At 63.4% G+C, this 25,119-nt stretch carries 21 protein-coding genes and 1 tRNA gene; 8 read left to right on the top strand and 14 right to left on the bottom strand.

All coding sequences use genetic code 11. The features are described 5' to 3' along the window. Positions 1-56 precede the first annotated feature (56 nt). Complete coding sequence (locus ACFPQ5_RS20215; protein WP_379759996.1) at positions 57-2,342, top strand: M28 family peptidase; 2,286 nt, start codon at positions 57-59, stop codon at positions 2,340-2,342. 66 nt (positions 2,343-2,408) lie between these two features. After that, positions 2,409-4,037 carry a M28 family peptidase gene (locus ACFPQ5_RS20220; protein ID WP_379759999.1) on the top strand — a complete coding sequence of 543 codons (1,629 nt, stop codon included), beginning with the start codon at positions 2,409-2,411 and terminating at the stop codon, positions 4,035-4,037. A gap of 135 nt (positions 4,038-4,172) precedes the next feature. Here the strand turns inward: ACFPQ5_RS20220 and sodC are convergent, their stop codons facing one another. The 4 genes from sodC to ACFPQ5_RS20240 form a co-directional block, all read right to left on the bottom strand. Further along, positions 4,173-4,703, bottom strand: coding sequence for a superoxide dismutase [Cu-Zn] SodC (gene sodC, locus ACFPQ5_RS20225; RefSeq protein WP_379760001.1), 531 nt, complete (start codon positions 4,701-4,703; stop codon positions 4,173-4,175). 97 nt (positions 4,704-4,800) lie between these two features. Continuing rightward, on the bottom strand, positions 4,801-5,358 hold the full coding sequence (locus tag ACFPQ5_RS20230; RefSeq protein WP_379760003.1) for a cysteine hydrolase family protein: 558 nt from the start codon (positions 5,356-5,358) through the stop codon (positions 4,801-4,803). Then, positions 5,355-5,870, bottom strand: coding sequence for an arsinothricin resistance N-acetyltransferase ArsN1 family B (locus ACFPQ5_RS20235; RefSeq protein WP_379760005.1), 516 nt, complete (start codon positions 5,868-5,870; stop codon positions 5,355-5,357). Before ACFPQ5_RS20235 ends, ACFPQ5_RS20230 begins: the two co-directional genes overlap by 4 nt. A gap of 42 nt (positions 5,871-5,912) precedes the next feature. After that, positions 5,913-7,958 carry an acyltransferase family protein gene (locus ACFPQ5_RS20240; protein ID WP_379760007.1) on the bottom strand — a complete coding sequence of 682 codons (2,046 nt, stop codon included), beginning with the start codon at positions 7,956-7,958 and terminating at the stop codon, positions 5,913-5,915. 367 nt (positions 7,959-8,325) lie between these two features. Here ACFPQ5_RS20240 and ACFPQ5_RS20245 point away from each other — a divergent pair, with 367 nt between their 5' ends. Genes ACFPQ5_RS20245 through ACFPQ5_RS20270 form a run of 6 tightly spaced genes read left to right on the top strand, consistent with a single transcriptional unit; the run spans position 8,326 to position 12,492 of the window. Further along, positions 8,326-8,757, top strand: a complete 432-nt coding sequence (locus ACFPQ5_RS20245; protein ID WP_379760009.1) for a CsgE family curli-type amyloid fiber assembly protein — start codon at positions 8,326-8,328, stop codon at positions 8,755-8,757. A 22-nt stretch (positions 8,758-8,779) separates the two neighbouring features. After that, a complete protein-coding gene (locus tag ACFPQ5_RS20250; RefSeq protein WP_379760011.1) occupies positions 8,780-9,205 on the top strand; it encodes a curli assembly protein CsgF in 426 nt (141 codons plus the stop codon). Next, positions 9,202-10,092, top strand: a complete 891-nt coding sequence (locus ACFPQ5_RS20255; RefSeq protein ID WP_379760013.1) for a CsgG/HfaB family protein — start codon at positions 9,202-9,204, stop codon at positions 10,090-10,092. The genes ACFPQ5_RS20250 and ACFPQ5_RS20255 overlap by 4 nt, the downstream gene beginning before the upstream one ends. Next, positions 10,089-10,481, top strand: coding sequence for a hypothetical protein (locus tag ACFPQ5_RS20260; RefSeq protein ID WP_379760015.1), 393 nt, complete (start codon positions 10,089-10,091; stop codon positions 10,479-10,481). The genes ACFPQ5_RS20255 and ACFPQ5_RS20260 overlap by 4 nt, the downstream gene beginning before the upstream one ends. A 49-nt stretch (positions 10,482-10,530) precedes the next feature. Beyond that, positions 10,531-11,493, top strand: a complete 963-nt coding sequence (locus ACFPQ5_RS20265) for a hypothetical protein (RefSeq protein WP_379760017.1) — start codon at positions 10,531-10,533, stop codon at positions 11,491-11,493. A gap of 39 nt (positions 11,494-11,532) precedes the next feature. Then, positions 11,533-12,492, top strand: a complete 960-nt coding sequence (locus ACFPQ5_RS20270) for a hypothetical protein (RefSeq protein WP_379760019.1) — start codon at positions 11,533-11,535, stop codon at positions 12,490-12,492. Between the two features lie 68 nt (positions 12,493-12,560). Here ACFPQ5_RS20270 and rpoC read toward each other — a convergent pair whose 3' ends face one another. The 10 genes from rpoC to ACFPQ5_RS20320 form a co-directional block, all read right to left on the bottom strand. After that, positions 12,561-16,805, bottom strand: a complete 4,245-nt coding sequence (gene rpoC, locus ACFPQ5_RS20275) for a DNA-directed RNA polymerase subunit beta' (RefSeq protein WP_379760021.1) — start codon at positions 16,803-16,805, stop codon at positions 12,561-12,563. A 145-nt stretch (positions 16,806-16,950) separates the two neighbouring features. Beyond that, the gene (gene rpoB / locus ACFPQ5_RS20280) at positions 16,951-21,060 is read right to left on the bottom strand and encodes a DNA-directed RNA polymerase subunit beta (protein WP_379760023.1); all 4,110 of its coding nucleotides are present in this window, start codon (positions 21,058-21,060) and stop codon (positions 16,951-16,953) included. Positions 21,061-21,329: 269 nt separating this feature from the next. Further along, positions 21,330-21,704 (bottom strand): 50S ribosomal protein L7/L12, encoded by a 375-nt coding sequence (gene rplL / locus ACFPQ5_RS20285; protein WP_379760025.1) that lies wholly within the window; start codon positions 21,702-21,704, stop codon positions 21,330-21,332. A gap of 60 nt (positions 21,705-21,764) precedes the next feature. Further along, on the bottom strand, positions 21,765-22,295 hold the full coding sequence (gene rplJ, locus ACFPQ5_RS20290; protein ID WP_136222033.1) for a 50S ribosomal protein L10: 531 nt from the start codon (positions 22,293-22,295) through the stop codon (positions 21,765-21,767). A 274-nt stretch (positions 22,296-22,569) separates the two neighbouring features. Continuing rightward, the gene (gene rplA / locus ACFPQ5_RS20295) at positions 22,570-23,265 is read right to left on the bottom strand and encodes a 50S ribosomal protein L1 (protein WP_379760027.1); all 696 of its coding nucleotides are present in this window, start codon (positions 23,263-23,265) and stop codon (positions 22,570-22,572) included. Then, on the bottom strand, positions 23,265-23,696 hold the full coding sequence (gene rplK / locus ACFPQ5_RS20300) for a 50S ribosomal protein L11 (protein WP_056342788.1): 432 nt from the start codon (positions 23,694-23,696) through the stop codon (positions 23,265-23,267). Before rplK ends, rplA begins: the two co-directional genes overlap by 1 nt. A 109-nt stretch (positions 23,697-23,805) precedes the next feature. After that, positions 23,806-24,423 carry a transcription termination/antitermination protein NusG gene (gene nusG / locus ACFPQ5_RS20305; RefSeq protein ID WP_379760030.1) on the bottom strand — a complete coding sequence of 206 codons (618 nt, stop codon included), beginning with the start codon at positions 24,421-24,423 and terminating at the stop codon, positions 23,806-23,808. Beyond that, positions 24,423-24,812: a preprotein translocase subunit SecE gene (gene secE / locus ACFPQ5_RS20310; RefSeq protein WP_379760032.1), complete on the bottom strand. Its 390-nt coding sequence runs from the start codon at positions 24,810-24,812 to the stop codon at positions 24,423-24,425. Before secE ends, nusG begins: the two co-directional genes overlap by 1 nt. Before the next feature lie 36 nt (positions 24,813-24,848). Continuing rightward, positions 24,849-24,924: transfer RNA gene (locus ACFPQ5_RS20315), tRNA-Trp, on the bottom strand. A 111-nt stretch (positions 24,925-25,035) separates the two neighbouring features. After that, the coding region (locus ACFPQ5_RS20320; RefSeq protein ID WP_465263137.1) for an EF-Tu C-terminal domain-related protein at positions 25,036-25,119 on the bottom strand (84 nt) is incomplete at its 5' end.

Consider the following 25,119-nt stretch of genomic DNA (forward strand, 5'->3'; position numbering starts at 1 on the left):
TGCGTTGTGCTGGACTTCGGCAGGCCTCCGCTCGACCCTCGACAAGGATGCAGCACATGCTTTCGGATTCATCCCCATCTGCCGGTATCGCCGCAGCCCTGCTGTTCGCCGCGTCCCTGTGCTGGCTGGCGCTGTGGCCGGTGCAGGCGCCCATGCCTGCGGTTGCGCCGAGCACCGCGCCGGCGCTGCAGTTCTCGGCCGCGCGCGCGGTGGCGGACCTGGAAGCGCTGACGCGCGCGCCGCGTCCGATCGCGAGTGCGGCGAACGGCCAGGCGCGCGCCTACTTGCTGGCCCGCCTGCGCGCACTCGGATTCGAAGCACAGGTGCAGCGCGCCCTCGTGCAGAAGAACTACGTCGACTACAACGCGAACTACGAAGCGACCATGGGCGTGGTGCACAACGTGCTGGTGCGCGTGCCGGGCACGGCGCCGGACCGCCTGCGCCGCCCGAGCCTGCTGCTGGCGGCGCACCTCGACAGCGAGCCCGCCAGCCTTGGCGCGAGCGGCGCGGCGCCGATGGCGGCCCTGCTCGAAACCTTGCGCGCGCTGCGTGCCGGCGACCCGCTCGAGAACGACGTGCTGGTGCTGTTCGCGGACGGAGAATGCGTCGGCAGCCTCGGCATGCAGGCCTTCGCCGAGCAGCATCCGTGGGCGCGCGAGGTCGGGCTGGCGCTGCGCTTCGATGGCGGCGGCAGCGGCGGGCCGCTCAGGCTCTACAACACGTTCAAGGCAAACCGCGCCGCCATCGACGGCTGGCTGCGCGCGGCGCCCGGCATTGCCGGTTCCTCGCTGATGCAGGAAGTCCATCAATTGGCTCCGCGTCCCCTGCGCATCGGCGCGCTCGACCGGCTGGGGGTGCCGCTGCTGCAGTTCGCGCACACGGGCCGCCCGTTCGGGCACGATCCCGCCCTCGACACGGCGCAGCGCTTCGAGCGCGCGACCTTGCAGCAGATGGGCGACACGATGCTGCGCCTGACGCGCGCATTCGGCAGCGTGCGCATCGATCCGCAGCCCGCGACAGGGCAGGTCTATTTCAGCTTGCCGTTTGCCGGGACCGTGCACTACGACGGCGCCCTGGTCTGGCCGCTGGCGCGCCTGGCGTGCCTGCTGCTGGCAGGCGCCGCCTGCGTTGCGATGCAGCGCGCGCAGGTGCGCTATCCGGCCCTGCTCCAGGCCCTGTTCGTCCTGCCCGCGATCGCCGTCGTGCTCGGCATGGGCGCCTGGCAGCTGTGGCAGCGGATGCCGGGCCTGCACCGCGTCTGGCATCCGACCGCGCCCGATGCGGCCCTGCCCTATCTCGCGGCCGTCTGCGCGCTGTGCACGGCCTTCTTCGTCCTCGCACTGCGCCAGCTGGGGCGTCGCACCGGCACGGCGGCATGCATGCTCGCCGGCCTGGCCTGCCTGGTCGTGGTGCTGCTGCTGGCGAGCTGGCTGGCGCCCGGCGCGAGCCACCTGTTTGCCTGGCCGCTGCTGGCGGCGCTGGCAGCCTTCATCGCGCTGCATGTGCAGCCTGTGGCCGTGCGGCCGGCGGCGCGGCTGGCGCTGATGCTGGCCGGCGTGCTGCCCGCGTTCGTGCTGGTGCTGCCGGCATTGCGCGACAGTTTTACGGTGCTCTCGCCGCAGCGCATGAATGTGCCGATCGCGCTGCTGGCGCTGCTGCTGGGCGTGTCGGCGCTGCTGCTGATGCATGCGCGGCGCTATCTCGCGCGCACGCTGCTGCTGGCTGGGCTGGGCGGCCTGGCGCTGGCAGGCAGTGCCGGCACGGTCGACGAGCCCGTAGCGCTGCGCGCGAATGGCCTCGTGTATTACAAGGACATGCCGAGCTGGGACGCCTACTGGCTGCATCCGGCCGGCGCCCTCGATCCGTGGGAGAGAACGCTGTTCGCCAAGCTGAAGGAGCCGTACGTGTTCCTGAACGTCTTCGGCTGGGACAGCCCGCCCCTGTGGTATGCCTGGGCGCCGCGCGACGGCTTGCAGTTCCCGTTCGTGCGCATCCTGCGCAACGGCCAGGCTCCGCAGCGCCATGCAGACTTCACGCTGGTCTCGCAGAACCGCGCGCCGCAGGTACGCCTGAAGGTGATCGGTGCGCGGGTCACGCACGCGACGGTGAACGGCCGCGTGCTGCTCGACAGCGAAGCGAAGACTCTGGCCATCGTCCTGTACGGCATGGAGGACGATTTGCTGCACTTCCGGATCGACGTGGTCGGCGATCCGATCTACGCGGTGCGGATCGAGGAGGTGCTGCCCGGGCTGCCGGAACGCCTGCTGCCGGCGCGGCCGCAGGTAGCGCTGGTGCCCTTCAGCGGCCAGTCGATCGCCGCCGATACGCTGTGGTTCTACTAGTGCGCTTGCACTACAATGTGGCGGCACCGCAGGTGCCGACCCCATTAATCACCGCAGCAGGATTCCATGCACAAGATCGCCGTATTGACCGCCCTCGCCAGCAGCCTGGCGTTTGCCTATCCCGTTCACGCCGCGCCGAACAAGGCGCAAGCCGCCACCGTGCAGGAAGCGCCGCTGCGCGGCCACCTGTCCTTCCTCGCCTCCGACGCCCTCGAGGGCCGCGGCACCGGCCAGCGCGGCGGAGAATTGACGGTCGCGTACCTGGAGTCGCAGGCGATGGCCGCCGGCCTGAAGCCGGCCAATGGCAACAGCTACCGCCAGGAAGTCAAGATCGCCGGCGTGCGTCCGCTGCCGCAACAGAGCAATGTCGGCGTGATCGCCGGCGGCCAGGCACTGCCGCTGGCCTTCGGCGCCGACTGGGTGTGGGCGCCGGGCGATGCGAAGCCCGAACACAGCATGGATGCGGAACTGGTCTTCGTCGGCTACGGCATCACCGCGCCGGAAGAAGGCTGGGACGACTTCAAAGGCCTGGACGCGAAGGGCAAGATCCTCGTCATGATGGTCAACGACCCGGCCCCGACCGCGGCGGAACCGAAGCGTTTCAATGGCGCCGGCCTCACCTACTACGGCCGCTGGACCTATAAGCTGCAGGAAGCGGCGCGCCAGGGCGCGGCCGGCGTCCTGCTGATCCACACCGACGCCTCGGCCTCCTACGGCTGGAGCGTGGTCCAGAACAGCTGGGCCGCCGCCGAGCGTTTTCAACTCGCCGACGCCGATCTCGGCACCGGCATGCAGGGCTGGATGACCGACGCCGCCGCCCGTAAACTGTTCGCGGCGGCCGGCCAGGACCTGGATAAACTTCGCGCCGCGGCTGAAGACAAGGCCTTCAAGCCCGTGCCACTCAATGCGCGCGTAAAAGGCGAAACGCGTGCGGCGGTGCGTACCCTGAACGAATTCAACGTGGCCGGCGTCGTGCCCGGCACCGATCCGAAGCTGAAGGACGAAGTCGTCATCTACAGCGCGCACTGGGACCACATGGGCAAGCAAGGGACCGAGGGCGATACCATCTTCAACGGCGCCGTCGACAATGCCTCGGGCACGGCGGGCCTGCTGGCGATGGCGCAGGAAGCGGCGCGTCACCCTGCCAAGCGCTCGCAGATGTTCCTGTGGGTCGCGGCCGAAGAACAGGGATTACTCGGCAGCGCGGCCTACGCGGCGCGTCCGCTGTGGCCGGCCGAGAAGACGGCGGCCAACCTGAACCTCGACAGCCTGAACTTCGTGGGACAGGCGAAGGACATCGGCGTCTCCGGCAGCGAGCGCACGGAGCTGGGCGCGATGGCCGCAAGCACGGCGAAGGCCATGGGTCTCACGATCGCCCCGGCCAAGCCGGACCTGGCCGGCGGCTACTTCCGCAGCGACCACTTCAGCTTTGCCAAAGCCGGCATCCCGGCCTTCTCGGTCGGCGGCGGCAGTGCCTGGGTGTCGAACGTGGAGGCGAACAACGCCAAGGCCAAGGCCTACCGCGCGCGCTACCACCAGGTGAACGACGAATACGATCCGAGCTGGGATTTGAGCGGCATGGTGCAGCAGGCGCAGTTCACGCTGAACCTGGGCCGCATGGTGGCGGATTCTCCGAAGATGCCGGCCTGGAAAGCGGGCGACGCCTTCGGCAAGGTACGCGCCGCCGCGAAATAAAAGAAAGCCCGGTTATAGACCGGGCTTTGCTTTTGTAGGGTGGGCACTCCGTGCCCACGCGGTACGACGCATGCACATGGCACGCGCTTTTAATGAAACATTATTTCATCGATCACGCAACGGTGAAATTTTATTTCACTCAATAATCCCGCACACGATCCTCGCCCCACCGCCCCCGAGCGGTGCCGGATGATCCGAGTGGTTATCCCCGCCCGCATGCACCATCAGCGCCTTGCCTTTTATATCCGCCAGCTTTTTCAGCCGCGGCGCCAGCACCGGATTGTTCGCCGCCCCCGCGCTGTCGACGTACAGCGCCGGCAAATCGCCGATATGCCCGTCGCCCCAGGGCAGCCCGTGCTTCTTGCTCTTGGTGGTATCCAGGTGGCCGCCCGCCGCGCCAGCCGGCACCGGCTTGCCATCCTTCTGGTTGGTATCGCAGCTGCCCGTCTCGTGCACGTGGAAGCCGTGCACGCCCGGCGGCAGGCCGGTCAGTGCCGGCGTGAACACCAGGCCGAACTTCGAGTCGCTGATCGTCACCGTGCCGGCCGACTTGCCGACGCCGGCCTCGGACACCGTATTCATCGTCGCGCGCAGCTCGGCCGCATGCACGCTTGCTGCCGCCCAGGCCGAACTCAGTACCAATGCGCAGATCCATTGTGCTTTCATGTCACTCCCTTTCAGTCATCGTTTATTGAACGAGATGCGCCAACGCGGATCAGTGTAGTGCATCCGAAACGATGAGGGAGCCCGGCAGGGAAGCCGTTTAGTGTGCAGCGAGTTCCGCCAACACGGTCTCCGTATCCTTGATGGCAGCGTAATCGCTCATCAGGTTGGCGAGCGCCATCGCATGCACCTCGTCCGCGCTGCGCTCGACGCCGGCGTAATCGCGCATCGCGTAGGCGTAGGTCGCATCGGCTACCACGATCGTCCGGAAACCCAGGTTACCGGCCGTGCGCGCGCTCGACTCCACCGAGTTGTTCGTGCTGACGCCGACGATGACGAGCGCATTCACGCCACGCACCCGCAGCCAGCGCTCGAGCGCGGTATTGATGAACGCATCCGGCACGTTCTTCTCGACCACGTGCTCGTGCGCCAGCGGCTGCAAGGCTTCCTGGAATTCGACACCGGACTGGCCCGGCGCAAACAGGGAGGCCGGCGAGCGCGAGATGTGGCGCACGTGGACGACGGGCGCCCCGGCGGCGCGCCAGGCCCGCAGCAGCCGGACGATGTTGTCCTCCGCCTGCGGATTGTTGCGGCTGCCGGCGGCGGGCGTCGCCATCCCCTTCTGCATGTCGATGATGACGAGGCATGGCGTGTTCATGGGTTCTCCCGCGGTGCGAGTTTCAGCTGCCAGTAGCCGACGTCGATCCAGCGCCCGAACTTCAGGCCGACTTCGCTGAAGTGCGCCACCTTGATAAAACCCAGCCGCTCGTGCAGGCGCACGCTGGCCTCGTTCGGCTGGGCGATGCCGCCGATGACGAGGTGCAGCTCGCGCCGGCGCAGTTCCATCAGTAGCGCTTCGTACAGTGCTGTGCCCGCGCCCTTGCCGGCGTAATCGCAGTCGATGTAGACCGAGCTTTCGACAGCGAAGCGGTAGGCGGCGCGCGCGCGCCATTTGGTGGCGTAGGCGTAACCGATCAGCTTGTCGTCCTCGCACATGACCAGCCAGGGAAGGTTCAATGAGGCGACATCGGCGATGCGCTCGGCCATCTCGCCCGGCGCGACAGGCGCTTCTTCGAACGAGATGGTGGTGTTGTCGACGTAATGGTTATAGATGGCGCAGACGGCCTCGGCGTCGGCTGGGCTGGCGCTGCGAATCGTTCGTGTTGTCATCGTGGCTGCCGCCCATGGCTTATGAAAACCCTCATATTACCGTCACTGGCGCTCCAGTATCCGGTCGAGCTGCCCCGGATGGTTGCGCATGTACAGCGCATAAAACATGCGCGAGCCGCCGGCGCCCAGGTGGTTCAGGTCATCGTGTTTATAGAGCGGGACGCCGTCGATCTCCGACTGGCAGCGCTTGTCGTCGCACAGCACGTCATAGGTGTTGATCATCGCGACGTCCGGATGGGCCTGCACGACCCGCGCGAGGATCTGCGCCGTCGCCTGGTGCTTCTCGTCGGCGATGCTGCGGCTGTAGCTGCAATCGCGGCCGGCCATGCCGGGCAGGTACAGGCGGTCGGAAGCGCAGCTGTCCAGCTCCCTGGGCAGCAGGGGCGTATCGTCGAGCATGATCACGCGCTTGCCGGCCGCCTGCAACTGGGCGATCGTGGCCGCCAGCTCGGTGTCGAACTGGCCGGGAAGATAACCGTGCTGTCCGGGGCCGACGCCATCGACGCCACCGCCGTAGATGTCCCACATTGCCGCCATGAAGACGAACTCGATCGCCGGGTCGGCCAGGATGTGCCGCATGACGGCAGCGCTGTGGGCGCGGCACTCCTCCGCATGGCGCTGGTAGCGCCCGTCGCCGGCCCGTTCCGGACTGTTGGCGACCGGTCCGCACATCGCGAACGTCATGTCGTGGATGGCGAGGTTTTTGGACTTGCCGATCGCATCGAGGAAATCGATCTGGTGGTAGGCGTGACTATCGCCCCACAGCACGGCCTTGGTGGCTGCCCCTTGCGTGCCCAGCGAGCACGCCGCCGGGAAGAGCTCGACCTTGTTCCAGCAGCGCTCGGCGCGCGGATGTTCGAACACCGACTGGCTCGCGTTCACGTAATCGGCCCGGTACTGCGCCGGATAGAACCGGGTCAGCTGATCGGTCTCCCTGGCCAGGAAGTACAAGCCCAGCATGAACAGGAAAGGCAGCAGCCACAGGCGCAGCCAAGTGCGGCGCGGACGCTCGCTGCGGGCACGCCAGGGCTGCTCGATCCAGCGGTGGGTCAGCGCCGCCAGCACGACCGACACTGCGAGGGCCAGGCCCATCCCTGCGCTGCCGTTCCATCCCAGGCGGTTGAAAGCGAAGATGAGCGGCCAATGCCAGAGGTATAGCGGATAGGAGATGCGGCCCAAATAGCGCAGCGGCCGGTTGGTGAGCACCGGATGCAGTGCGCCGGCGTAGCGTCCGCCAGCGATGAGCAGCACGGCGGCGATGCAAGGCAGGATCGCGCCCGTTCCCGGCATGACGGTTTCGGCTCCATAGCGCAGGGTGCAGACCGCGACGCCCGCCATGCCGAGCACGACCAGCAGGTTGGCGATGCGTGGACCCAGCACAGCCAGGCGCCCGATGCCCAGGGCCAGCACGACGCCGCACAGGAATTCGAACAACCGTCCCGGGAGCATGTAGTAGCCGGCGGCGCCAACCTTGTTGGTGTGCACGATCGAATACGCCAGTGCCAGCAGCAGCGCGGCGGACAGGGCAAGCAAGCGCGTCCTCGGCTTCACCCGGGCCAGCAGCACCAGGCAAAGCGGCAAAATGAAATAAAACTGCTCTTCCACCGAGAGCGACCAGGTATGCAGCAGCGGCTGCTTGGCGCTGTCGACGCCGAAGTAACCGGTCGTCCGGGACAGGTAGACGTTGGAACTGAACAGCACCAGGAAGCCCAGGTTTTTGATGAGCTTGAAGGTATGTTCCGGGAACACGAACAACAGGCAGAACACGAGCGTCGCCAGCGCCACGAGGTACAGGGACGGCAGCAGGCGCCGCATCCGGCGCGCGTAGAAATCGGCAAGCGAGAAGGCGCCGGCCTCCTGTTGCCGGGTGATCGCCAGCGTCACCACATAGCCCGAGATCACGAAAAACAGGTCGACGCCGATAAAGCCGCCGGTAAAGCCGCTGAACCTGGCGTGGCAAAACATTACCAGCAGGACGGCGATGGCGCGGATGCCGTCGATCTCCGGGAAGTAATAGGGGCTGCGGGTCAGGAGGGGAACCGAGGGCGCTCTGGTGCCAGGCTTGTGCTGCGCTACTTCGCTGTTCATGACGGCGGGGGATACTGAACGGGCGACGATCATAACATGCAGGGCAGCAAGGTTTTCCGCCGGAACGGCAGGTAGGCTGTGCTGCATCCTGACTTGACCTCGCCGTAATACGTTGATTGACTGGTCGAGTTCGGTGAGCGCATCGGCAGGGCACTGTACTACCTGAGCCATTGATGTGATCCGGGCGGGTCCTTACCAGCTGCGGCCCGGCCACACGTTTAGTCGATAAAACGGCACCCCTCGGGGTGCCGTTTTCGTTGGCAGCGACGGAGCATGCCGCCGGTCGGACGGCCTGATCAGGCTCAATGGCCGGGCTTGGTCGACCGTTACACTCGGTGCATAAGTTGTTATCTTTTTTATATCCCCCATGAAACTCTCGGGACGCATCGACGCCCTTTTCCGCTTGTTGGCCTTGTCCACGCTCACGGTCGCGACGACGGCATGCCCGGCTGCGGCCGAGCCCGCCACGCGTGCCGATGCCTGGGGTCTCGTCACCTGCCAGGCCGTCACGGTCGCGGGCCATGAATTCTGCGATGCCCTGGGCGCCGAGTGGCGCGACAAGCCGGGCAGCGAACGTTACACGATCGCCATCCGCGAACGGCCGTCGGCGCGCTGGGGCACGCAAGTCTGGATCGACTACGCCCAGCGCCGGGTGTACCAGGCGCAGCTGCCGCCGGCGCGCGCCGGACTGAAGGAACTCGGCGCCAGCGCCGCCGAGAGCGTCTACCAGGCCATCCTCGAGTTCGAGCGCCAGCGGCAATTCGTCCGCGACGCCGACCTTGCGCCTGACGAATTCTGATCCTGCCATGAAGGAGCGAGCCGTGCCCATCCGACCACTTATCACCTTCGCCTGCGGCGTCCTGCTGTGGAACGGCGCCGCGTGCGCGACCGAACTTGTCTACGTGCCGGTCAACCCGAATTTCGGCGGCTCGCCCTTGAACGGACCTGGCCTGCTGGCCTCGGCATCGGCCACCAACAAGCACGTCGCCCAGGGCGGGCCCGGGTCCTCGCTACTGAACCAGTCGCCGCTGGCGCAGTTCAACCAGACCCTTGAACGCATGGTGCTCAGCCAGCTCGCCACGTCCGCCACCTCGAAACTCATGGGGCCGGACGGCAAGCTCGTGCCCGGCAGCTTTTCGACCGAGAATTTTATTATCACGGTGACCGACCTCGGCGGCGGCGTACTGCGCGTGACCACCACGGATAAAGCGACCGGCGCCGTCACCTCGTTCGAGGTCTCGCAATGAACGCCCTGCGCGCCGCCGCACTGGCGCTTCTCCTCTTACTGGGCGGCTGCGCCCACCCGCCCTCGACGGTACGCGACAATGCCCAGCTCACGCCGGACACGGCCATCACCCGCGACCTGCTGAAACTGCCCGCGCCCAAGGGCAAGATCGCCGTCGCCGTGTATGGCATCCGCGACCAGACCGGCCAATATAAGCCCGCGCCGGACAGCTCGTTTTCGACCGCGGTGACGCAGGGCGCCTCCTCGATGCTGATCCGGGCGCTGCAGGATTCGGGCTGGTTCATCCCGGTCGAACGCGAGAACCTTCAAAACTTGCTCACCGAACGCAAGATCGTGCGCGCGCTGGAAACGCCGCAGCCGCCGGGCACGCCCGAAATCAAGATCCCGCCGCTGCTGGCGGCTTCCGTCCTGATCGAGGGCGGCATCGTGGCCTATGAAAGCAATGTGCGCACCGGCGGCGTGGGCGCGCGCTTCCTCGGCGTCGGCCTGTCGACCCAGTACCGGGTGGACCAGGTGACGGTCAGCCTGCGCACGGTCGACATCCGCAGCGGCCAGATCCTGCAAAGCGTGTCGACCACCAAGAGCATTTATTCGTACGAGCTGCACCCCAGCGTTTTCAAGTTCGTCAACGTCAAGGATCTGGCCGAATTCGAGGCCGGCACCACCCGTAACGAACCGGCGCAATTGTGCGTCAGCGAGGCGATCGAGGCGGCCGTGGCGCACCTGGTGGCGCAGGGCATCCAGGCCGGCAACTGGACGCTGCAGGACGAGGGGCAGATCGGCAATCCGGTGCTCAAGCGCTACCTGGCCGCGGGGCCGGCACCGCGCGCTTCGCTGGCGTCCGACGATCGGCGCGTGGCCGATGCCACGTCCGGGAGCGCGCCATGAAGGCGGCGCGCGCCTGCGCCCTGCTCGCCATGGCAATCGCCGCCGACGCCGGGGCCGGCGACCTCGCTCCGTCCGAACTCGCCCCGCCCGTCACGGCACAAGCGGCGGCGCGCTTTTTGGCGGGCCAGCAGATCCAGGCAGCGGTGACGCAGTCCGGCAGCGGCAATGGCGCCAGCCTGCTGCAGACCGGACTCGATAACCAGGCCCTCGTGCAGCAGCGCGGCCAGCAGAACGAAGCCAGCATCCTGCAAGCCGGCGTGGGCAAGCGCGCGGCCATCGACCAGCAGGGCGTTCTCAATACCGCCCGCATCGAACAGTACGGCCGCGAGGGCGTGGCCCGCATCACCCAGTACGGCAACGGCAAGTCCGCCATCCTCATCCAGCGTTAAGGCGGCCGGCCAGCTTCCACTTTGTTTGTCCACTTCGAGGAGCAATCTCATGAGAACCACACTGTCGGCTGTCTCCATCGGCGTCAGCTTCGCCTGCGCCTGCCAGCTCGCATCGGGCCAGACCGTTACGGTGACGCAGCAGGGCTATGGCAACACCTCGTCCGCGGAGCAGGTCGGCACGGTCACGACCGACCCAGCCATTCCAATGATGGAGTCCACCGCGACGATCATTCAAATAGGCGACAACAACCATGTGGGCGGCCCCGGCGCCTCCGGCAGCGGCATCTTCCAGCGAGACAATCACAACGGGGGCGCCTCTGCTGTGGTTGAGCAATACGGTTCTGGAAACAATGCAAGCATCACGCAGGACAACACGTCCTCGGCGCACGGCTCGGTCGATGCGACGATTACGCAACGCGGCATCCTGAACGACGCGACGATCAGGCAATTTCTCATGACCACGAGCCCTGCCACCGTCGAGCAGAACGGCATCGGCAACGTGGCCCGCGTCGAGCAGCTCAACAGCAGCGATACGGGCATCCGGGCGACGCAGAACGGCAACGGCAACCAGCTCATGATCAGGCAGTACGACGGCGTCTACTACGGCCCGGAGGTCACGCAGAACGGCGACGGCAACAGCGCCTGGATCGTCTCGGAGAGTTCGCCGGCCGCCGGCCCGGTCGTCGTGCAAACCGGCACGCTGAACAGCGTACTCACCTTCCAGACCGGCGGCTGGGATTCCAGCATCACGGTCGGGCAGCAGGGCGCAAGCAACCGTGCCGAGGTCAACCAGTTCGGCGAGGCGCATCAGGCAAGCACCGACCAGAACGGCAGCAACAATTTCGTCAGCGTCACCCAGGGCAGCACCAACTGGCCCATCGGGGGAAGCACTGCCCAGGTCGCACAGCTGGGCAACAGCAACAGTGCGATCTTGCGCCAGTACGGGGATGGATATGCGGCCAGGGTGAACCAGACCGGCGCGGGGAACTGGAGCAACGTTTATCAGCACTGAGTACTTCCACTTTGTTTGCCCACTTCGAGGAGCAATCTCATGAGAACCGCACTATCAGCCATCGCCTTAGGCGTCGGCCTCGCCTGCGCCTGCCAGCTCGCATCAGCCCAGACCGTGACGGTGACGCAGCAGGGCTACGGCAACACCTCGTCCACGGAGCAGGTCGGCCTGACGCCGCCCGTGCCTGACGTCCTGATAGGCGTCACCGCGACGATCACCCAGGTTGGCGACAACAACCACGTGGGCGGCCCTGGCGGCACCAGTAACGGCATCTTCCAGCGCGACAACCGCTTCGGTGGAGCGGTGGCTGTGGTCGAGCAATACGGTTCCGGAAACAACGCAGGCATCACGCAGGATGGAACGAACGGTAATCGCGGAGCGTTCGCCGCCAGAATTACGCAGCGCGGCGCATGGAACGACGCCATGATCAGCCAGAACATCGCCCAGATGACGCCTACCACCGTCGAGCAGAACGGCGTCGGCAACCTGGCCCGCGTGGAGCAGTTCGGCAACGGCGATACCAGCGTGCAGGCCACGCAGAACGGCACCGGCAACCAGCTCACGGTGAGCCAGCGCGGGGCCACCTTCTTCGGCCCGGACCTGACTCAGAATGGCGATGGCAATACCGCCTCGGTTGTTTCGGAAGGCATGGTCGGCAGCCACCCGACCATCGTGCAAACCGGCACGATGAACAGCGCACGCACCAATCAGGTCGACGGTTGGGATTCCGACATCACGATCCGGCAGCTGGGATCGGTCAACCGTGCCGAGGCGAGCCAGACCGGCGACGGTCATCTGGCGACCATCGACCAGAACGGGAGCGGCAACTTCTCCAGCGTCACCCAGAGCGGCCCGGCCGGGATCCTCTTTTCAAACAATGCCCTGGTCGCACAGCTGGGCAACAATAACAGTGCGAGGGTGCGCCAGGACGGCCAGGGGTATATGGCCAACGTGAACCAGACCGGCTCGGGTAATTGGAGCAGCATTTATCAGCACTGAGATCGGCATTGAGCAAAAAAAAACGGCACCCCTGAGGGTGCCGTTCTACTTCCAGCCTGGCTTACCGATTACTCGGCATCGCCATGATGCTCGGTGGTCTGAGCTTGAGCCTGGTCTTCCATCGCCTGCAGCTCAGCAGCCATATTGGCCTTCTCCTGCTGCAGCAGCGCCTGACGCTCTTCCGCTTCCCACACTTCCTTCTCCTTGCGGGCGCGGTGGAACGCCAGACCAGTACCGCCTGGGATCAGGCGGCCGACGATGACGTTTTCCTTCAGGCCGCGCAGACCGTCGCGCTTGCCCATGATCGCCGCTTCGGTGAGGACGCGGGTGGTTTCCTGGAACGATGCAGCCGAGATGAAGGAGTCGGTCGACAGCGATGCCTTGGTAATACCCAGCAGCACGTTTTCGTAGGTCGCCGGCAGTTTGCCTGCAGCTTCCATACGGTCGTTCTCTTCCAGCAGCTCCGAACGCTCCACCTGCTCGCCGACGATGTAGTCGGTGTCGCCGGCTTCCACGATCTGCACGCGGCGCAGCATCTGACGAACAATCACTTCGATGTGCTTGTCGTTGATCTTCACGCCCTGCAGACGGTAGACGTCCTGCACTTCGTCCACGATGTAGCGGGCCAGCGCCTCGATACCCAGCAGGCGCAGGATGTCTTGCGGATCGGCCGGGCCGTCCACGATCATCTCGCCCTTGTTCACGACTTGGCCGTCGTGCACCAGCACTTGCTTGTCCTTGGTGATCAGGAACTCGTGCTTGTTGCCGTCCATGTCCGTGATTTCCAGACGCTGCTTGCCCTTCGTTTCCTTACCGAAGGCCACCGTACCGGTGACTTCCGCCAGCATGCCCGCGTCTTTCGGCGAACGTGCTTCGAACAGTTCGGCAACGCGCGGCAGACCACCGGTAATGTCACGGGTCTTCTGCGATTCGGTCGGGATACGTGCCAGCACTTCACCCACCGAGACTTGCTGACCGTCCTTGACCATGATCAGCGAGCCGACCTGGAAGCCGATCGTCACGGCGTGTTCGGTGCCGGCGATCTTGACTTCCTGGTTCTCGTCGTTCAGCAGTTTGACCTGCGGACGCAGCACTTTGCCCGAACCGCGGCGCTTCGGATCGATCGCGACCAGGGTCGACAGACCGGTCACTTCGTCGACCTGGCGAGCGACGGTGACGCCCTCTTCCACGTTCTCGAAGCGGATCGTACCGGCGTACTCGGTAATGATCGGACGGGTCAGCGGATCCCAGGTTGCCAGGGCGGTGCCGGCTTTCACCTGCATGCCGTCCTTGACGATCAGGGTCGCGCCGTACGGCACCTTGTGGCGCTCGCGCTCGCGGCCGTGGTCGTCCGTGATCAGGACTTCGCCCGAACGCGAGATGACGATTTGCGCGCCCTTGCCGTTGGTGACGTAACGCATGGTCGCGGTGAAGCGGACCGTGCCGTTCGACTTGGCTTCGACCGACGAGGCCACTGCCGCACGCGATGCCGCACCACCGATGTGGAAGGTACGCATGGTCAGCTGGGTACCCGGCTCACCGATCGACTGTGCTGCAACGACGCCGACTGCTTCGCCGCTGTTGACCAGCAGGCCGCGGCCGAGGTCACGGCCGTAGCACTTGGCGCACAGGCCGTAGCGCGTGTCGCAGTTCAGCGGGGTGCGGACCTTGACTTCGTCGATACCGACGCGCTCGATCTCTTCGACCATGTCTTCGTCCAGCAGCGTGCCGGCTTCGTACAGGGTCGCCTGCGTTTCCGGATTGACGATGTCGGTACCGGCGACGCGGCCGAGGATACGGTCGCGCAGCGGCTCGATGACTTCACCGCCTTCGACCATCGCCTTCATGTGCGTGCCGTTGGTGGTGCCGCAATCGTCCTCGATCACGACCAGATCCTGCGTCACGTCGACCAGACGGCGGGTCAGGTAACCGGAGTTCGCGGTCTTCAGCGCGGTGTCGGCCAGACCCTTACGGGCGCCGTGCGTCGAGATGAAGTACTGCAACACGTTCAGGCCTTCGCGGAAGTTCGCGGTAATCGGCGTTTCGATAATCGAGCCGTCCGGCTTCGCCATCAGACCACGCATACCGGCCAGCTGGCGAATCTGGGCTGCCGAACCACGGGCGCCCGAGTCGGCCATCATGTAAATCGCGTTGAACGATTCCTGGGTGCCTTCGGTGCCGTCACGCTTGGTGACCGGTTCCACTTTCAGCTGGTCCATCATCGCCTTGCCGACTTCATCGGAGGTCTTGCCCCAGATGTCGACGACCTTGTTGTAACGCTCGCCGGCGGTGACCAGACCCGAAGCGTACTGCTGCTCGATCTGCTTCACTTCCGCTTCGGCGGTCGCGATCATGCCCTTCTTGACGTCCGGGATCAGCATGTCGTCGACGGCGATCGAGATACCGGCGCGCGTTGCCAGGCGGAAGCCCGACTGCATCAGCTTGTCGGCAAACACGACGGTCGCACGCAGGCCGCACTTGCGGAACGACGTGTTGATCAGCTTCGAGATTTCCTTCTTCTTCAGCGCGCGGTTCAGCACGGAGAACGGCAGGCCTTTCGGCAGGATCTCGGACAGGATGGCGCGGCCGACAGTCGTCTCGTAACGGGTCACGGTGCGCTGGAACTCGTCGCTGCCGGCAACACGTGGGTACTCGACGATACGCACGGTGATGCGGGTCGCCAGTTCGACTTCCTTGTTGTCGTACGCGCGGATGACTTCCGACACGTCCGGGAACAGCATGCCTTCGCCCTTGGCGTTGATCGCTTCGCGGGTCGCGTAGTACAGACCCAGCACGATATCCTGCGACGGCACGATCGACGGTTCGCCGTTCGACGGGAACAGGATGTTGTTCGACGCCAGCATCAGGGTACGCGCTTCCATCTGCGCTTCGATCGACAGCGGGACGTGGACTGCCATCTGGTCACCGTCGAAGTCGGCGTTGAACGCCGCGCAGACCAGCGGGTGCAGCTGGATCGCTTTGCCTTCGATCAGGACCGGCTCGAACGCCTGGATACCGAGACGGTGCAGGGTTGGTGCACGGTTCAGCATGACCGGGTGTTCTTTGATCACGTCTTCCAGGATGTCCCAGACCACCGGTTCCTGGATTTCGACCAGCTTCTTCGCCGCCTTGATGGTCGTAGCCAGACCCATCAGTTCGAGCTTGTTGAAGATGAATGGCTTGAACAGTTCCAGGGCCATCAGCTTCGGCAGGCCGCACTGGTGCAGTTTCAGCTGCGGACCGACCACGATGACCGAGCGGCCCGAGTAGTCGACGCGCTTGCCCAGCAGGTTCTGACGGAAACGGCCGCCCTTACCCTTGATCATTTCGGCCAGCGACTTCAGCGGACGCTTGTTGGCGCCGGTCATCGCTTTGCCGCGACGGCCGTTGTCCAGCAGCGAGTCGACCGCTTCCTGCAGCATGCGCTTTTCGTTACGCGTAATGATTTCCGGCGCGCGCAGTTCCATCAGGCGCTTCAGGCGGTTATTACGGTTGATGACGCGGCGATACAGGTCGTTCAGGTCGGAGGTCGCGAAACGGCCGCCGTCCAGAGGGACGAGCGGACGCAGCTCCGGCGGCAGGACCGGGAGCACTTCCATGATCATCCAGTCAGGCTTGATGCCCGAACGCTGGAACGCCTCGAGCACTTTCAGGCGCTTGGCGTATTTCTTGATCTTGGCTTCGGATTTCGATTCCTTCAGTTCCACGCGCAGGGCTTCGGCATCGCGGTGGATGTCGATCGAGCGCAGCAGTTCACGGATACCTTCGGCGCCCATGTAGGCGGTGAAGTCGTCGCCGTACTCTTCGTACTTGGCGGCGTAATCGTCTTCCGACATGATCTGGCACTTCTTCAGCGGGGTCATGCCAGGATCGGTCACGACGTATGCTTCGAAGTACAGGACGCGTTCGATATCGCGCAGCGTCATGTCCAGGACCATGCCCAGGCGCGACGGCAGCGACTTCAGGAACCAGATGTGCGCGGTTGGCGAGGCCAGTTCGATGTGGCCCATGCGCTCACGGCGCACTTTAGCGAGCGTGACTTCGACGCCGCACTTTTCGCAGATGACGCCGCGGTGCTTCAGGCGCTTGTACTTGCCGCACAGGCATTCGTAATCCTTGATCGGGCCAAAGATCTTGGCGCAGAACAGGCCGTCACGCTCAGGCTTGAAGGTACGGTAGTTGATGGTCTCGGGCTTCTTGACTTCACCGAACGACCACGAACGAATTTTTTCGGGCGACGCCAGGCCAATCTTGATGGCGTCGAAGCTTTCATTTTGCTGTACTTGCTTGAATAGATCGAGCAGTGCTTTCATGTATCACTCCAGAGGTGACTAAATTTCTATTTCGGAACGCTGTTGAACAACGTTCCAAACCAAGCGGCATTTCGAAAGGGGAACGGGAATACTTTGGGGCTTCCGTCCGAAAGGCAAGCCCTGCTTGCCTCCCCTCTCCTGCTTCTTAGTTACGCTCGAGGTCGATATCGATACCCAGCGAGCGGATTTCCTTGACCAGCACGTTGAACGATTCAGGCATGCCGGCGTCGATCACGTGGTCGCCCTTGACCAGGTTCTCGTACACCTTGGTACGGCCATTCACGTCGTCCGACTTGACCGTCAGCATTTCCTGCAGCACATACGATGCGCCGTACGCTTCCAGTGCCCACACCTCCATCTCACCGAAGCGCTGGCCACCGAACTGGGCTTTACCGCCCAGCGGCTGCTGCGTCACCAGCGAGTACGGACCGGTCGAACGCGCGTGCATCTTGTCGTCGACCAGGTGGTGCAGCTTCAGCATGTGCATGAAGCCAACGGTGACCTTGCGCTCGAACGCTTCGCCGGTGCGGCCGTCGTACATCGTGACCTGGTTCTTCGACGGCGTCATGCCCAGGTGGGCAGCGATGTCGTCCGGGAACGCCAGGTCCAGCATGCGGCGGATGTCGTCTTCGTGGGCGCCGTCGAACACCGGGGTCGCGAACGGCACGCCGTTCTTGAGGTTTTGCGCCAGGCTCAGGATTTCTTCATCGCTGAAGCTGTCCAGGTCTTCCTTGCGGCCGGTTTCGTTGTAGATCTTGCCCAGGAAGGTACGCAGGTCTTGCGCCTTCGCTTGCGCAGCCAGCATTTCGCCGATGCGCCAGCCCAGGCCCTTGGCTGCCCAACCGAGGTGGGTTTCCAGGATCTGGCCGACGTTCATACGCGACGGAACGCCCAGCGGGTTCAGCACGACGTCCGCAGGACGGCCGTCGGCCATGAACGGCATGTCTTCGACCGGAACGATACGCGAGACCACACCCTTGTTACCGTGACGGCCTGCCATCTTGTCGCCCGACTGCAGGCGGCGCTTGACGGCCAGGTAGACCTTGACCATCTTCTGCACGCCAGGCTGCAGCTCGTCGCCTTGCGTCAGCTTCTTGCGCTTCTCTTCGAAGGCCAGGTCGTACTGGTGACGCTTCTCGTTGATCGATTCCTTGATCGCTTCGAGGGCGTTCGCCGATTCGTCGTCCGCAGGACGGATGTCGAACCAGTGGAACTTGTCCAGGTCGGCCAGGTATTCGGACGTGATGACCGCGCCCTTCGCCAGCTTCTTCGGACCGCCGTTGACGACCTTACCCACCAGCATACGCTCCAGACGCTGGAAGGCGTCGCCCTCCACGATACGCATCTGGTCGTTCAGGTCCAGGCGGAAACGCTTCAGCTCGTCGTCGATGATCTGCTGTGCACGCTTGTCGCGGGTGATGCCTTCGCGGGTGAACACTTGCACGTCGATCACGGTGCCGACCATGCCCGAAGGCACGCGCAGCGAGGTGTCTTTCACGTCCGACGCTTTTTCGCCGAAGATCGCGCGCAGCAGCTTCTCTTCCGGGGTCAGCTGGGTCTCGCCCTTCGGGGTGACCTTACCGACCAGCACGTCGCCAGCGGTGACTTCCGCGCCGATGTAGACGATGCCCGACTCATCCAGACGCGCCAGCTGGTTTTCAGCCAGGTTCGAGATGTCGCGGGTGATTTCTTCCGCGCCCAGCTTGGTGTCGCGTGCAACAACCGACAGCTCTTCGATGTGGATCGAGGTGTAACGGTCGTCCTTGACGACGTTTTCCGAGATCAGGATCGAGTCTTCGAAGTTCAGGCCGTTCCACGGCATGAACGCAACCAGCATGTTCTGGCCCAGTGCCAGCTCGCCCAGGTCGGTCGATGCGCCGTCGGCAATCACGTCGCCACGGGCAACGCGGTCGCCAACCTGCACGATCGGACGCTGGTTGATGTTGGTGTTCTGGTTCGAACGGGTGTACTTGATCAGGTTGTAGATGTCGACACCGACTTCACCGGCTTGCGCCTCGTCGTCGTTGACACGAATAACCACACGGCCCGCGTCGATGTAGTCGACGACGCCGCCACGCACGGCTTGCACGGTGGTGCCCGAGTCGACCGCGACGGTGCGCTCGATACCGGTACCGACCACGGCCTTTTCAGGACGCAGGCAAGGCACGGCCTGGCGCTGCATGTTGGCGCCCATCAGTGCACGGTTCGCGTCATCGTGCTCGAGGAACGGAATCAGCGAGGCTGCGACCGAGACGATCTGGCCAGGAGCCACGTCCATGTACTGGATGCGTTCCGGGGAGACCAGGATCGTCTCGCCGGCTTCACGAGCGGAGACCAGTTCGTCGACCAGCTGGCCTTCGGCGTTGATCGCTGCATTCGCCTGGGCGATGATGTAGCGGCCTTCTTCGATGGCGGACAGGTAGTCGATCTTGTCGGTGACCTTCGAACCTTCGACCTTGCGGTACGGGGTTTCCAGGAAGCCGTATTCGTTCAGGCGGGCGTACAGAGCCAGCGAGTTGATCAGGCCGATGTTCGGGCCTTCAGGCGTTTCGATCGGGCAGACGCGGCCGTAGTGGGTCGGGTGCACGTCGCGCACCTCGAAGCCGGCGCGTTCGCGGGTCAGGCCGCCAGGGCCGAGGGCGGAAACGCGACGCTTGTGCGTGATTTCCGACAGCGGGTTGGTCTGGTCCATGAACTGCGACAGCTGCGACGAACCGAAGAATTCGCGGATCGCGGCCGAGATCGGCTTGCTGTTGATCAGGTCGTGCGGCATCAGGTTGTCCGCTTCGGCCTGGCCGAGGCGTTCCTTGACGGCGCGCTCCACGCGCACGAGGCCGGCGCGGAACTGGTTTTCGGCCAGTTCGCCCACGCAACGCACGCGGCGGTTACCCAGGTGATCGATATCGTCGACTTCGCCGCGGCCATTGCGCAGCTCGACCAGGATCTTGATCACGGCCAGGATGTCGTCGTTCGACAGGGTCATGTCGCCGGTCAGTTCGTCACGGCCGATGCGGCGGTTGAACTTCATGCGGCCGACGGCCGACAGGTCGTAACGCTCAGGGCTGTAGAACAGGCCGTTGAACAGGGCTTCGACCGATTCTTCGGTCGGCGGTTCGCCAGGACGCATCATGCGGTAGATCGCCACGCGCGCGGCCATCTGGTCGGCGGTGTCGTCGGTGCGCAGGGTGGTCGAGATGTAGCCGCCCTGGTCCAGGTCGTTGGTGTACAGGGTCTGGATCGCTTCGACGTTGGCGTCGCGCAGTTTACCGAGCAGCTCGTCGGTCAGCTCGTCGTTGGCGTTGGCGATGATTTCGCCGGTGTCGCCGTCGACGACGTTGGTCGCCAGCACGCGGCCGAGCAGGTAGTCTTCAGGCACCGAGATGGTCTTGATGCCGGCGGCGTCGATGTCGCGCACATGCTTGGCATTGATGCGCTTGTCCTTCGTCACGATGGTCTTGCCCGTCTTCGGATCGACGATGTCGAAGCGCGCAACTTCGCCGCGCAGGCGTTCGGAGACGAACTCGAGTTCGCCGCCTTCCGAGCGCAGGTTGAAGTTGTCGAACACGAAGAAGTTCGCCAGGATCTGTTCCGGCGTCATGCCAATGGCCTTCAGCAGGATCGTCACCGGCATCTTGCGGCGGCGGTCGACGCGGAAGAACAGGATGTCTTTCGGGTCGAACTCGAAGTCCAGCCACGAGCCGCGGTAAGGAATGATACGTGCCGAGAAGAGCAGCTTGCCCGACGAGTGCGTCTTGCCGCGGTCGTGTTCGAAGAACACGCCCGGCGAACGGTGCAGCTGGGAGACGATCACACGCTCGGTGCCGTTGATGACGAAGGAACCGTTGGCGGTCATGAGCGGCAGTTCGCCCATGTAGACTTCCTGTTCCTTCATTTCCTTGACGACCGGCTTGGTTGGCGATTCCTTGTCCAGGATCACCAGACGCACCTTGGCGCGCAGCGGGGAAGCGAAGGTCAGGCCGCGCTGCTGGCATTCCTTGACGTCGAATGCGGGGTCGCCCAGCACGTACGAGAGGAATTCGAGACGAGCGAAGCCGTTGTGCGACACGATCGGGAAGATGGAGCTGAAAGCCGACTGCAGGCCTTCGTTCTTGCGGACGGTCGGACCAGCGTCCGCCTGCAGGAAGTTCTCGTAGGATTCAAGCTGGGTAGCCAGAAGATATGGAACGTTGTGAACGTTGGCGCGCTTCGCGAACGACTTGCGAATGCGTTTCTTCTCAGTAAATGAGTAGTGCATGGACACTCCGTGAGTGACAGAAAGGATGAGAATTCAGAGATTGCCAGTGGTGGAGCGACCACATACAAGGCCTCAATTCTCTTGCTGTTCCGTCAGATGAAAAGGACTAGCGACTGCTGTGCTACGATTATTGCGATGCTTCTGTACTGCTCTGGTGTTACGTTTGCCGCAGGGACGACAAAAGAGCCAAAGCCGCATCCCCACCTTCCGGCGGGGTCTGCAAGCTTTGACTCCGGCTCGGGGCACCTTGCGATGCCCTTTGCTTTTGATTACTTCAGGTCGGCCTTGGCGCCAGCTTCTTCCAGCTTCTTCTTAGCGGCTTCAGCGTCAGCTTTCGGCATTGCTTCTTTCACGGTCTTCGGTGCGCCGTCGACGACGTCTTTGGCTTCCTTCAGACCCAGGCCGGTGATTTCACGCACGGCCTTGATGACGCCGACTTTGTTCGCGCCGACTTCGGTCAGGACCAGGTTGAATTCGGTCTGCTCTTCGACTGCTGCAGCAGCTGCGCCGCCGCCAGCTGCCGGTGCTGCCATTGCAGCGGCCGACACGCCGAACTTCTCTTCGAATGCCTTGACCAGTTCGTTCAGGTCCATGACGGACATTTCGCTCACTGCGTTCAGGATATCGTCTTTGCTAATTGCCATTTGAAACTCCAGATGTATGTTGTGTGTAGTTCAGTTAGTACTTGAGAAAAAAGGCTGCGCTTACGCTGCAGCGGTTTCTTCGGCTGCAGGAGCAGCTTCCGAACCTTCGCCTTTTTTCGCTGCCAGAGCAGCCAGACCACGTGCAAAGCCCGAGACCGGAGCCAGCATGACGCCCAACAGCTGCGAGATGAGGACTTCACGGGATGGGATGCTTGCCAACGCGGTAACGCCAGCTACGTCGAGCTGCTTACCTGCGTAGTTACCGGCTTTCACGACCAGCTTGTCGTTGGTTTTGGCGAAGTCGTTGATGACTTTCGCTGCTGCAACGGCGTCGTCCGAGATCGAGTAGATCAGCGGACCGGTCATGGCGTCAGCCAGAGGGGCAAACTGCGTGCCTTCGACAGAGCGGCGTGCCAGCGTGTTCTTCAGAACACGCAGGTACACACCCTGCGAACGCGCGGCTGCACGGAGTTTCGTCAAGTGACTAACCTGGATGCCACGGTACTCGGCTACGACGATGGTTTGCGCGGTTGCTACTTTCGCGCTCACTTCTTCGACGACTGCCTTTTTGTCATTCAGATTAAGACCCACGGTCAATCTCCTTAAATGATGCAAACAACAGCGCTTGCATCGGTTCGAACACGGCGTCCGAAGTTAAGAAGTCAAACTAACGCGGATGAATTCACGCAGCATGGACTACAAAACTTGTTCGGGTACACCATCTGCGTTGGGTGGTCTATTAACCTCCGGCTCAACCTCTGCCATCGGCCCAACGGTCTTTGATTGCCTGCCGGAGCGGTGTTCTTGCTCCGACAGCCCAAAGATGCGCCCCGCTGATGTTTTGCGGGGACTTGATTCTGATTGCTTAAGCGGCGATCGAAGCGTGATCGACACGGACGCCGGCGCCCATGGTCGACGAGATCGCGACCTTGCGCAGGTACACGCCCTTCGAGGTGGCCGGCTTGGCCTTGTTCAGCGCGTCGAGCAGTGCAGCCAGGTTGGCTTGCAGGTCGGCGTCGGCGAACGACTTGCGGCCGATCGTTGCGTGGATGATACCTGCCTTGTCGGTACGGTACTGGACCTGACCGGCTTTGGCGTTCTTGACCGCGCCAGCGACGTCAGGGGTGACGGTGCCGACTTTCGGGTTTGGCATCAGGCCGCGTGGGCCCAGGATCTGGCCCAGGGTACCGACGATACGCATGGTGTCAGGCGAAGCGATGACGATGTCGAAAGGCATGTCGCCGGCTTTGACGCGCTCGGCCAGGTCTTCCATACCGACGATGTCGGCGCCGGCTGCACGTGCAGCTTCAGCCTTGTCGCCCGAAGCGAAGACAGCGACGCGCACGGTCTTGCCGGTGCCTGCTGGCAGGACGACCGAACCACGAACGACCTGGTCCGACTTCTTCGGATCCACGCCCAGTTGAATCGCGACGTCGATCGATTCGTTGAACTTGGCGGTTGCGAATTCCTTGACGATCGACACTGCGTTGTCGAAGGCGTAGACCTTGTTACGGTCGACTTTCGCTTTCATTTCTTTGACGCGCTTGGACAGCTTAGCCATTACAGACCCTCCACCGTGATGCCCATCGAACGTGCCGAGCCGGCGATGATACGCACTGCGGCGTCCATGTCGGCGGCGGTCAGGTCCGGCTGCTTGGTTTTTGCGATTTCTTCAGCCTGGGCACGGGTCAGCGTACCGACTTTGTCGGTATGTGGCTTCGGCGAACCCTTGGTGATGCCGGCGGCTTTCTTGATCAGGTAGGTTGCCGGTGGGGTCTTCATCACGAAGGTGAAGGACTTGTCGGCGAACGCGGTGATCACGACAGGGATCGGCATGCCCGGCTCGACACCCTGGGTCTGGGCGTTGAACGCCTTGCAGAATTCCATGATGTTCAGGCCGCGCTGACCCAGTGCTGGGCCGATCGGTGGGGATGGGTTTGCTTTACCAGCTGGCACTTGCAGCTTGATAAAACCAATAATCTTCTTGGCCATGATGGCTCCTTGGTTGCTTTGAGTAGTAGCGCCCCACCACTACTACTCTGCGGCGGGGCTCCTCTTACCGGATTCCGCCTAGCTGCTGCGACGCCCCGATTAGTGCGCTTTAAACTTTTTCTACCTGCCCGAACTCCAGTTCCACCGGAGTTGCGCGGCCGAAGATGGTGACTGTCACACGCACCTTCGATTTTTCGTAGTTGACTTCCTCGACGTTGCCGTTGAAGTCGGTGAACGGGCCTTCCTTGATGCGGACCTGCTCGCCCACTTCGTACAGCACTTTCGGCCGTGGCTTTTCGACGCCTTCCTGGACCTGCTGCATGATCTTGTCGATCTCGCGCGCTGGGATCGGGGTCGGCTTGTTCGATTTGCCGCCGATGAAGCCGGTGACCTTGCTCGTGTTCTTGACCAGGTGCCAGGTCTCGTCGGTCATTTCCATCTCGACCAGGACGTAGCCAGGGAAGAAGCGGCGCTCGGTAACCGATTTGCTGCCATTCTTGACTTCCACGACTTCTTCGGTCGGCACCAGGATCTGGCCGAACTGCTCGCTCATGCCGGCGCGTTCGATACGCTCGGTCAGGGCGCGCATGACGCTCTTTTCCATACCCGAGTAGACATGAACGACGTACCAACGCTTGTTGCTGACCGGGACACTCATCGGAGCCGGTGCGCCAGCGTCAGACGCCGGAACGTCGTCCGGCGTGTTGTCTTGCACATTTTCGTTCATTATTGTTTCCACCCCAGGATCAGGTCGTACAGCAGGAATTCCAACAGCTTATCCGTGCCCCACAGGAAAATCGCCATCACGACCACGAAGCCGAACACGATCATGGTGATCGTGGTTGCTTCCTTACGGGTAGGCCAGACGACTTTCTTGGTTTCGCGAACGGACTCTTTGGCGAAGTTCAGGAACTCGCGACCGGTAGTGGAAGTCCACAAAAGCAGGCCGGCAAAAACCAAACCAGCCAAGAGGGCGCCGCCGGCGACCAAGGCTGGTTTGTTTTGGCCTTTCAGGTAAAAGAACCCGATTACGCCTGCAATCGCGGCAACCACCGCCAGGATCACCTTAAACTTGTCATTCGAGGTGCTAACGGTTTGCACGGATTGATTAGACATTCTTCTTTACTTTCGGTGCTGCGCACCAGAATTCGGTGGCAGGGGCGGAGGGAATCGAACCCGCGACCTTCGGTTTTGGAGACCGACGCTCTGCCAATTGAGCTACACCCCTACGAAGACTTCAGCTGAATCGCGCATTCTACATCATGTGCGCACATGATGGGAATGTTTTTGAAGAGGTGGTTGGCACCACCTCCTCGGTACAACAAACTGCTTTTATTGCTTAGGCAATGATCTTGGCAACCACGCCGGCGCCGACGGTACGGCCGCCTTCGCGGATTGCGAAGCGCAGACCTTCTTCCATCGC

The sequence above is a fragment of the Massilia suwonensis genome (assembly GCF_042655665.1).
Lineage (GTDB): Bacteria > Pseudomonadota > Gammaproteobacteria > Burkholderiales > Burkholderiaceae_D > Telluria > Telluria suwonensis.

Coding starts and splice junctions, on each gene's coding strand:
- ACFPQ5_RS20215 (WP_379759996.1), top strand. CDS start 57: ATGCTTTCGGATTCATCCCCATCTGCCGGTATCGCCGCAGCCCTGCTG.
- ACFPQ5_RS20220 (WP_379759999.1), top strand. CDS start 2,409: ATGCACAAGATCGCCGTATTGACCGCCCTCGCCAGCAGCCTGGCGTTT.
- sodC (WP_379760001.1), bottom strand. CDS start 4,703: ATGAAAGCACAATGGATCTGCGCATTGGTACTGAGTTCGGCCTGGGCG.
- ACFPQ5_RS20230 (WP_379760003.1), bottom strand. CDS start 5,358: ATGAACACGCCATGCCTCGTCATCATCGACATGCAGAAGGGGATGGCG.
- ACFPQ5_RS20235 (WP_379760005.1), bottom strand. CDS start 5,870: ATGACAACACGAACGATTCGCAGCGCCAGCCCAGCCGACGCCGAGGCC.
- ACFPQ5_RS20240 (WP_379760007.1), bottom strand. CDS start 7,958: ATGAACAGCGAAGTAGCGCAGCACAAGCCTGGCACCAGAGCGCCCTCG.
- ACFPQ5_RS20245 (WP_379760009.1), top strand. CDS start 8,326: ATGAAACTCTCGGGACGCATCGACGCCCTTTTCCGCTTGTTGGCCTTG.
- ACFPQ5_RS20255 (WP_379760013.1), top strand. CDS start 9,202: ATGAACGCCCTGCGCGCCGCCGCACTGGCGCTTCTCCTCTTACTGGGC.
- ACFPQ5_RS20260 (WP_379760015.1), top strand. CDS start 10,089: ATGAAGGCGGCGCGCGCCTGCGCCCTGCTCGCCATGGCAATCGCCGCC.
- ACFPQ5_RS20265 (WP_379760017.1), top strand. CDS start 10,531: ATGAGAACCACACTGTCGGCTGTCTCCATCGGCGTCAGCTTCGCCTGC.
- ACFPQ5_RS20270 (WP_379760019.1), top strand. CDS start 11,533: ATGAGAACCGCACTATCAGCCATCGCCTTAGGCGTCGGCCTCGCCTGC.
- rpoC (WP_379760021.1), bottom strand. CDS start 16,805: ATGAAAGCACTGCTCGATCTATTCAAGCAAGTACAGCAAAATGAAAGC.
- rpoB (WP_379760023.1), bottom strand. CDS start 21,060: ATGCACTACTCATTTACTGAGAAGAAACGCATTCGCAAGTCGTTCGCG.
- rplL (WP_379760025.1), bottom strand. CDS start 21,704: ATGGCAATTAGCAAAGACGATATCCTGAACGCAGTGAGCGAAATGTCC.
- rplA (WP_379760027.1), bottom strand. CDS start 23,265: ATGGCTAAGCTGTCCAAGCGCGTCAAAGAAATGAAAGCGAAAGTCGAC.
- rplK (WP_056342788.1), bottom strand. CDS start 23,696: ATGGCCAAGAAGATTATTGGTTTTATCAAGCTGCAAGTGCCAGCTGGT.
- nusG (WP_379760030.1), bottom strand. CDS start 24,423: ATGAACGAAAATGTGCAAGACAACACGCCGGACGACGTTCCGGCGTCT.
- secE (WP_379760032.1), bottom strand. CDS start 24,812: ATGTCTAATCAATCCGTGCAAACCGTTAGCACCTCGAATGACAAGTTT.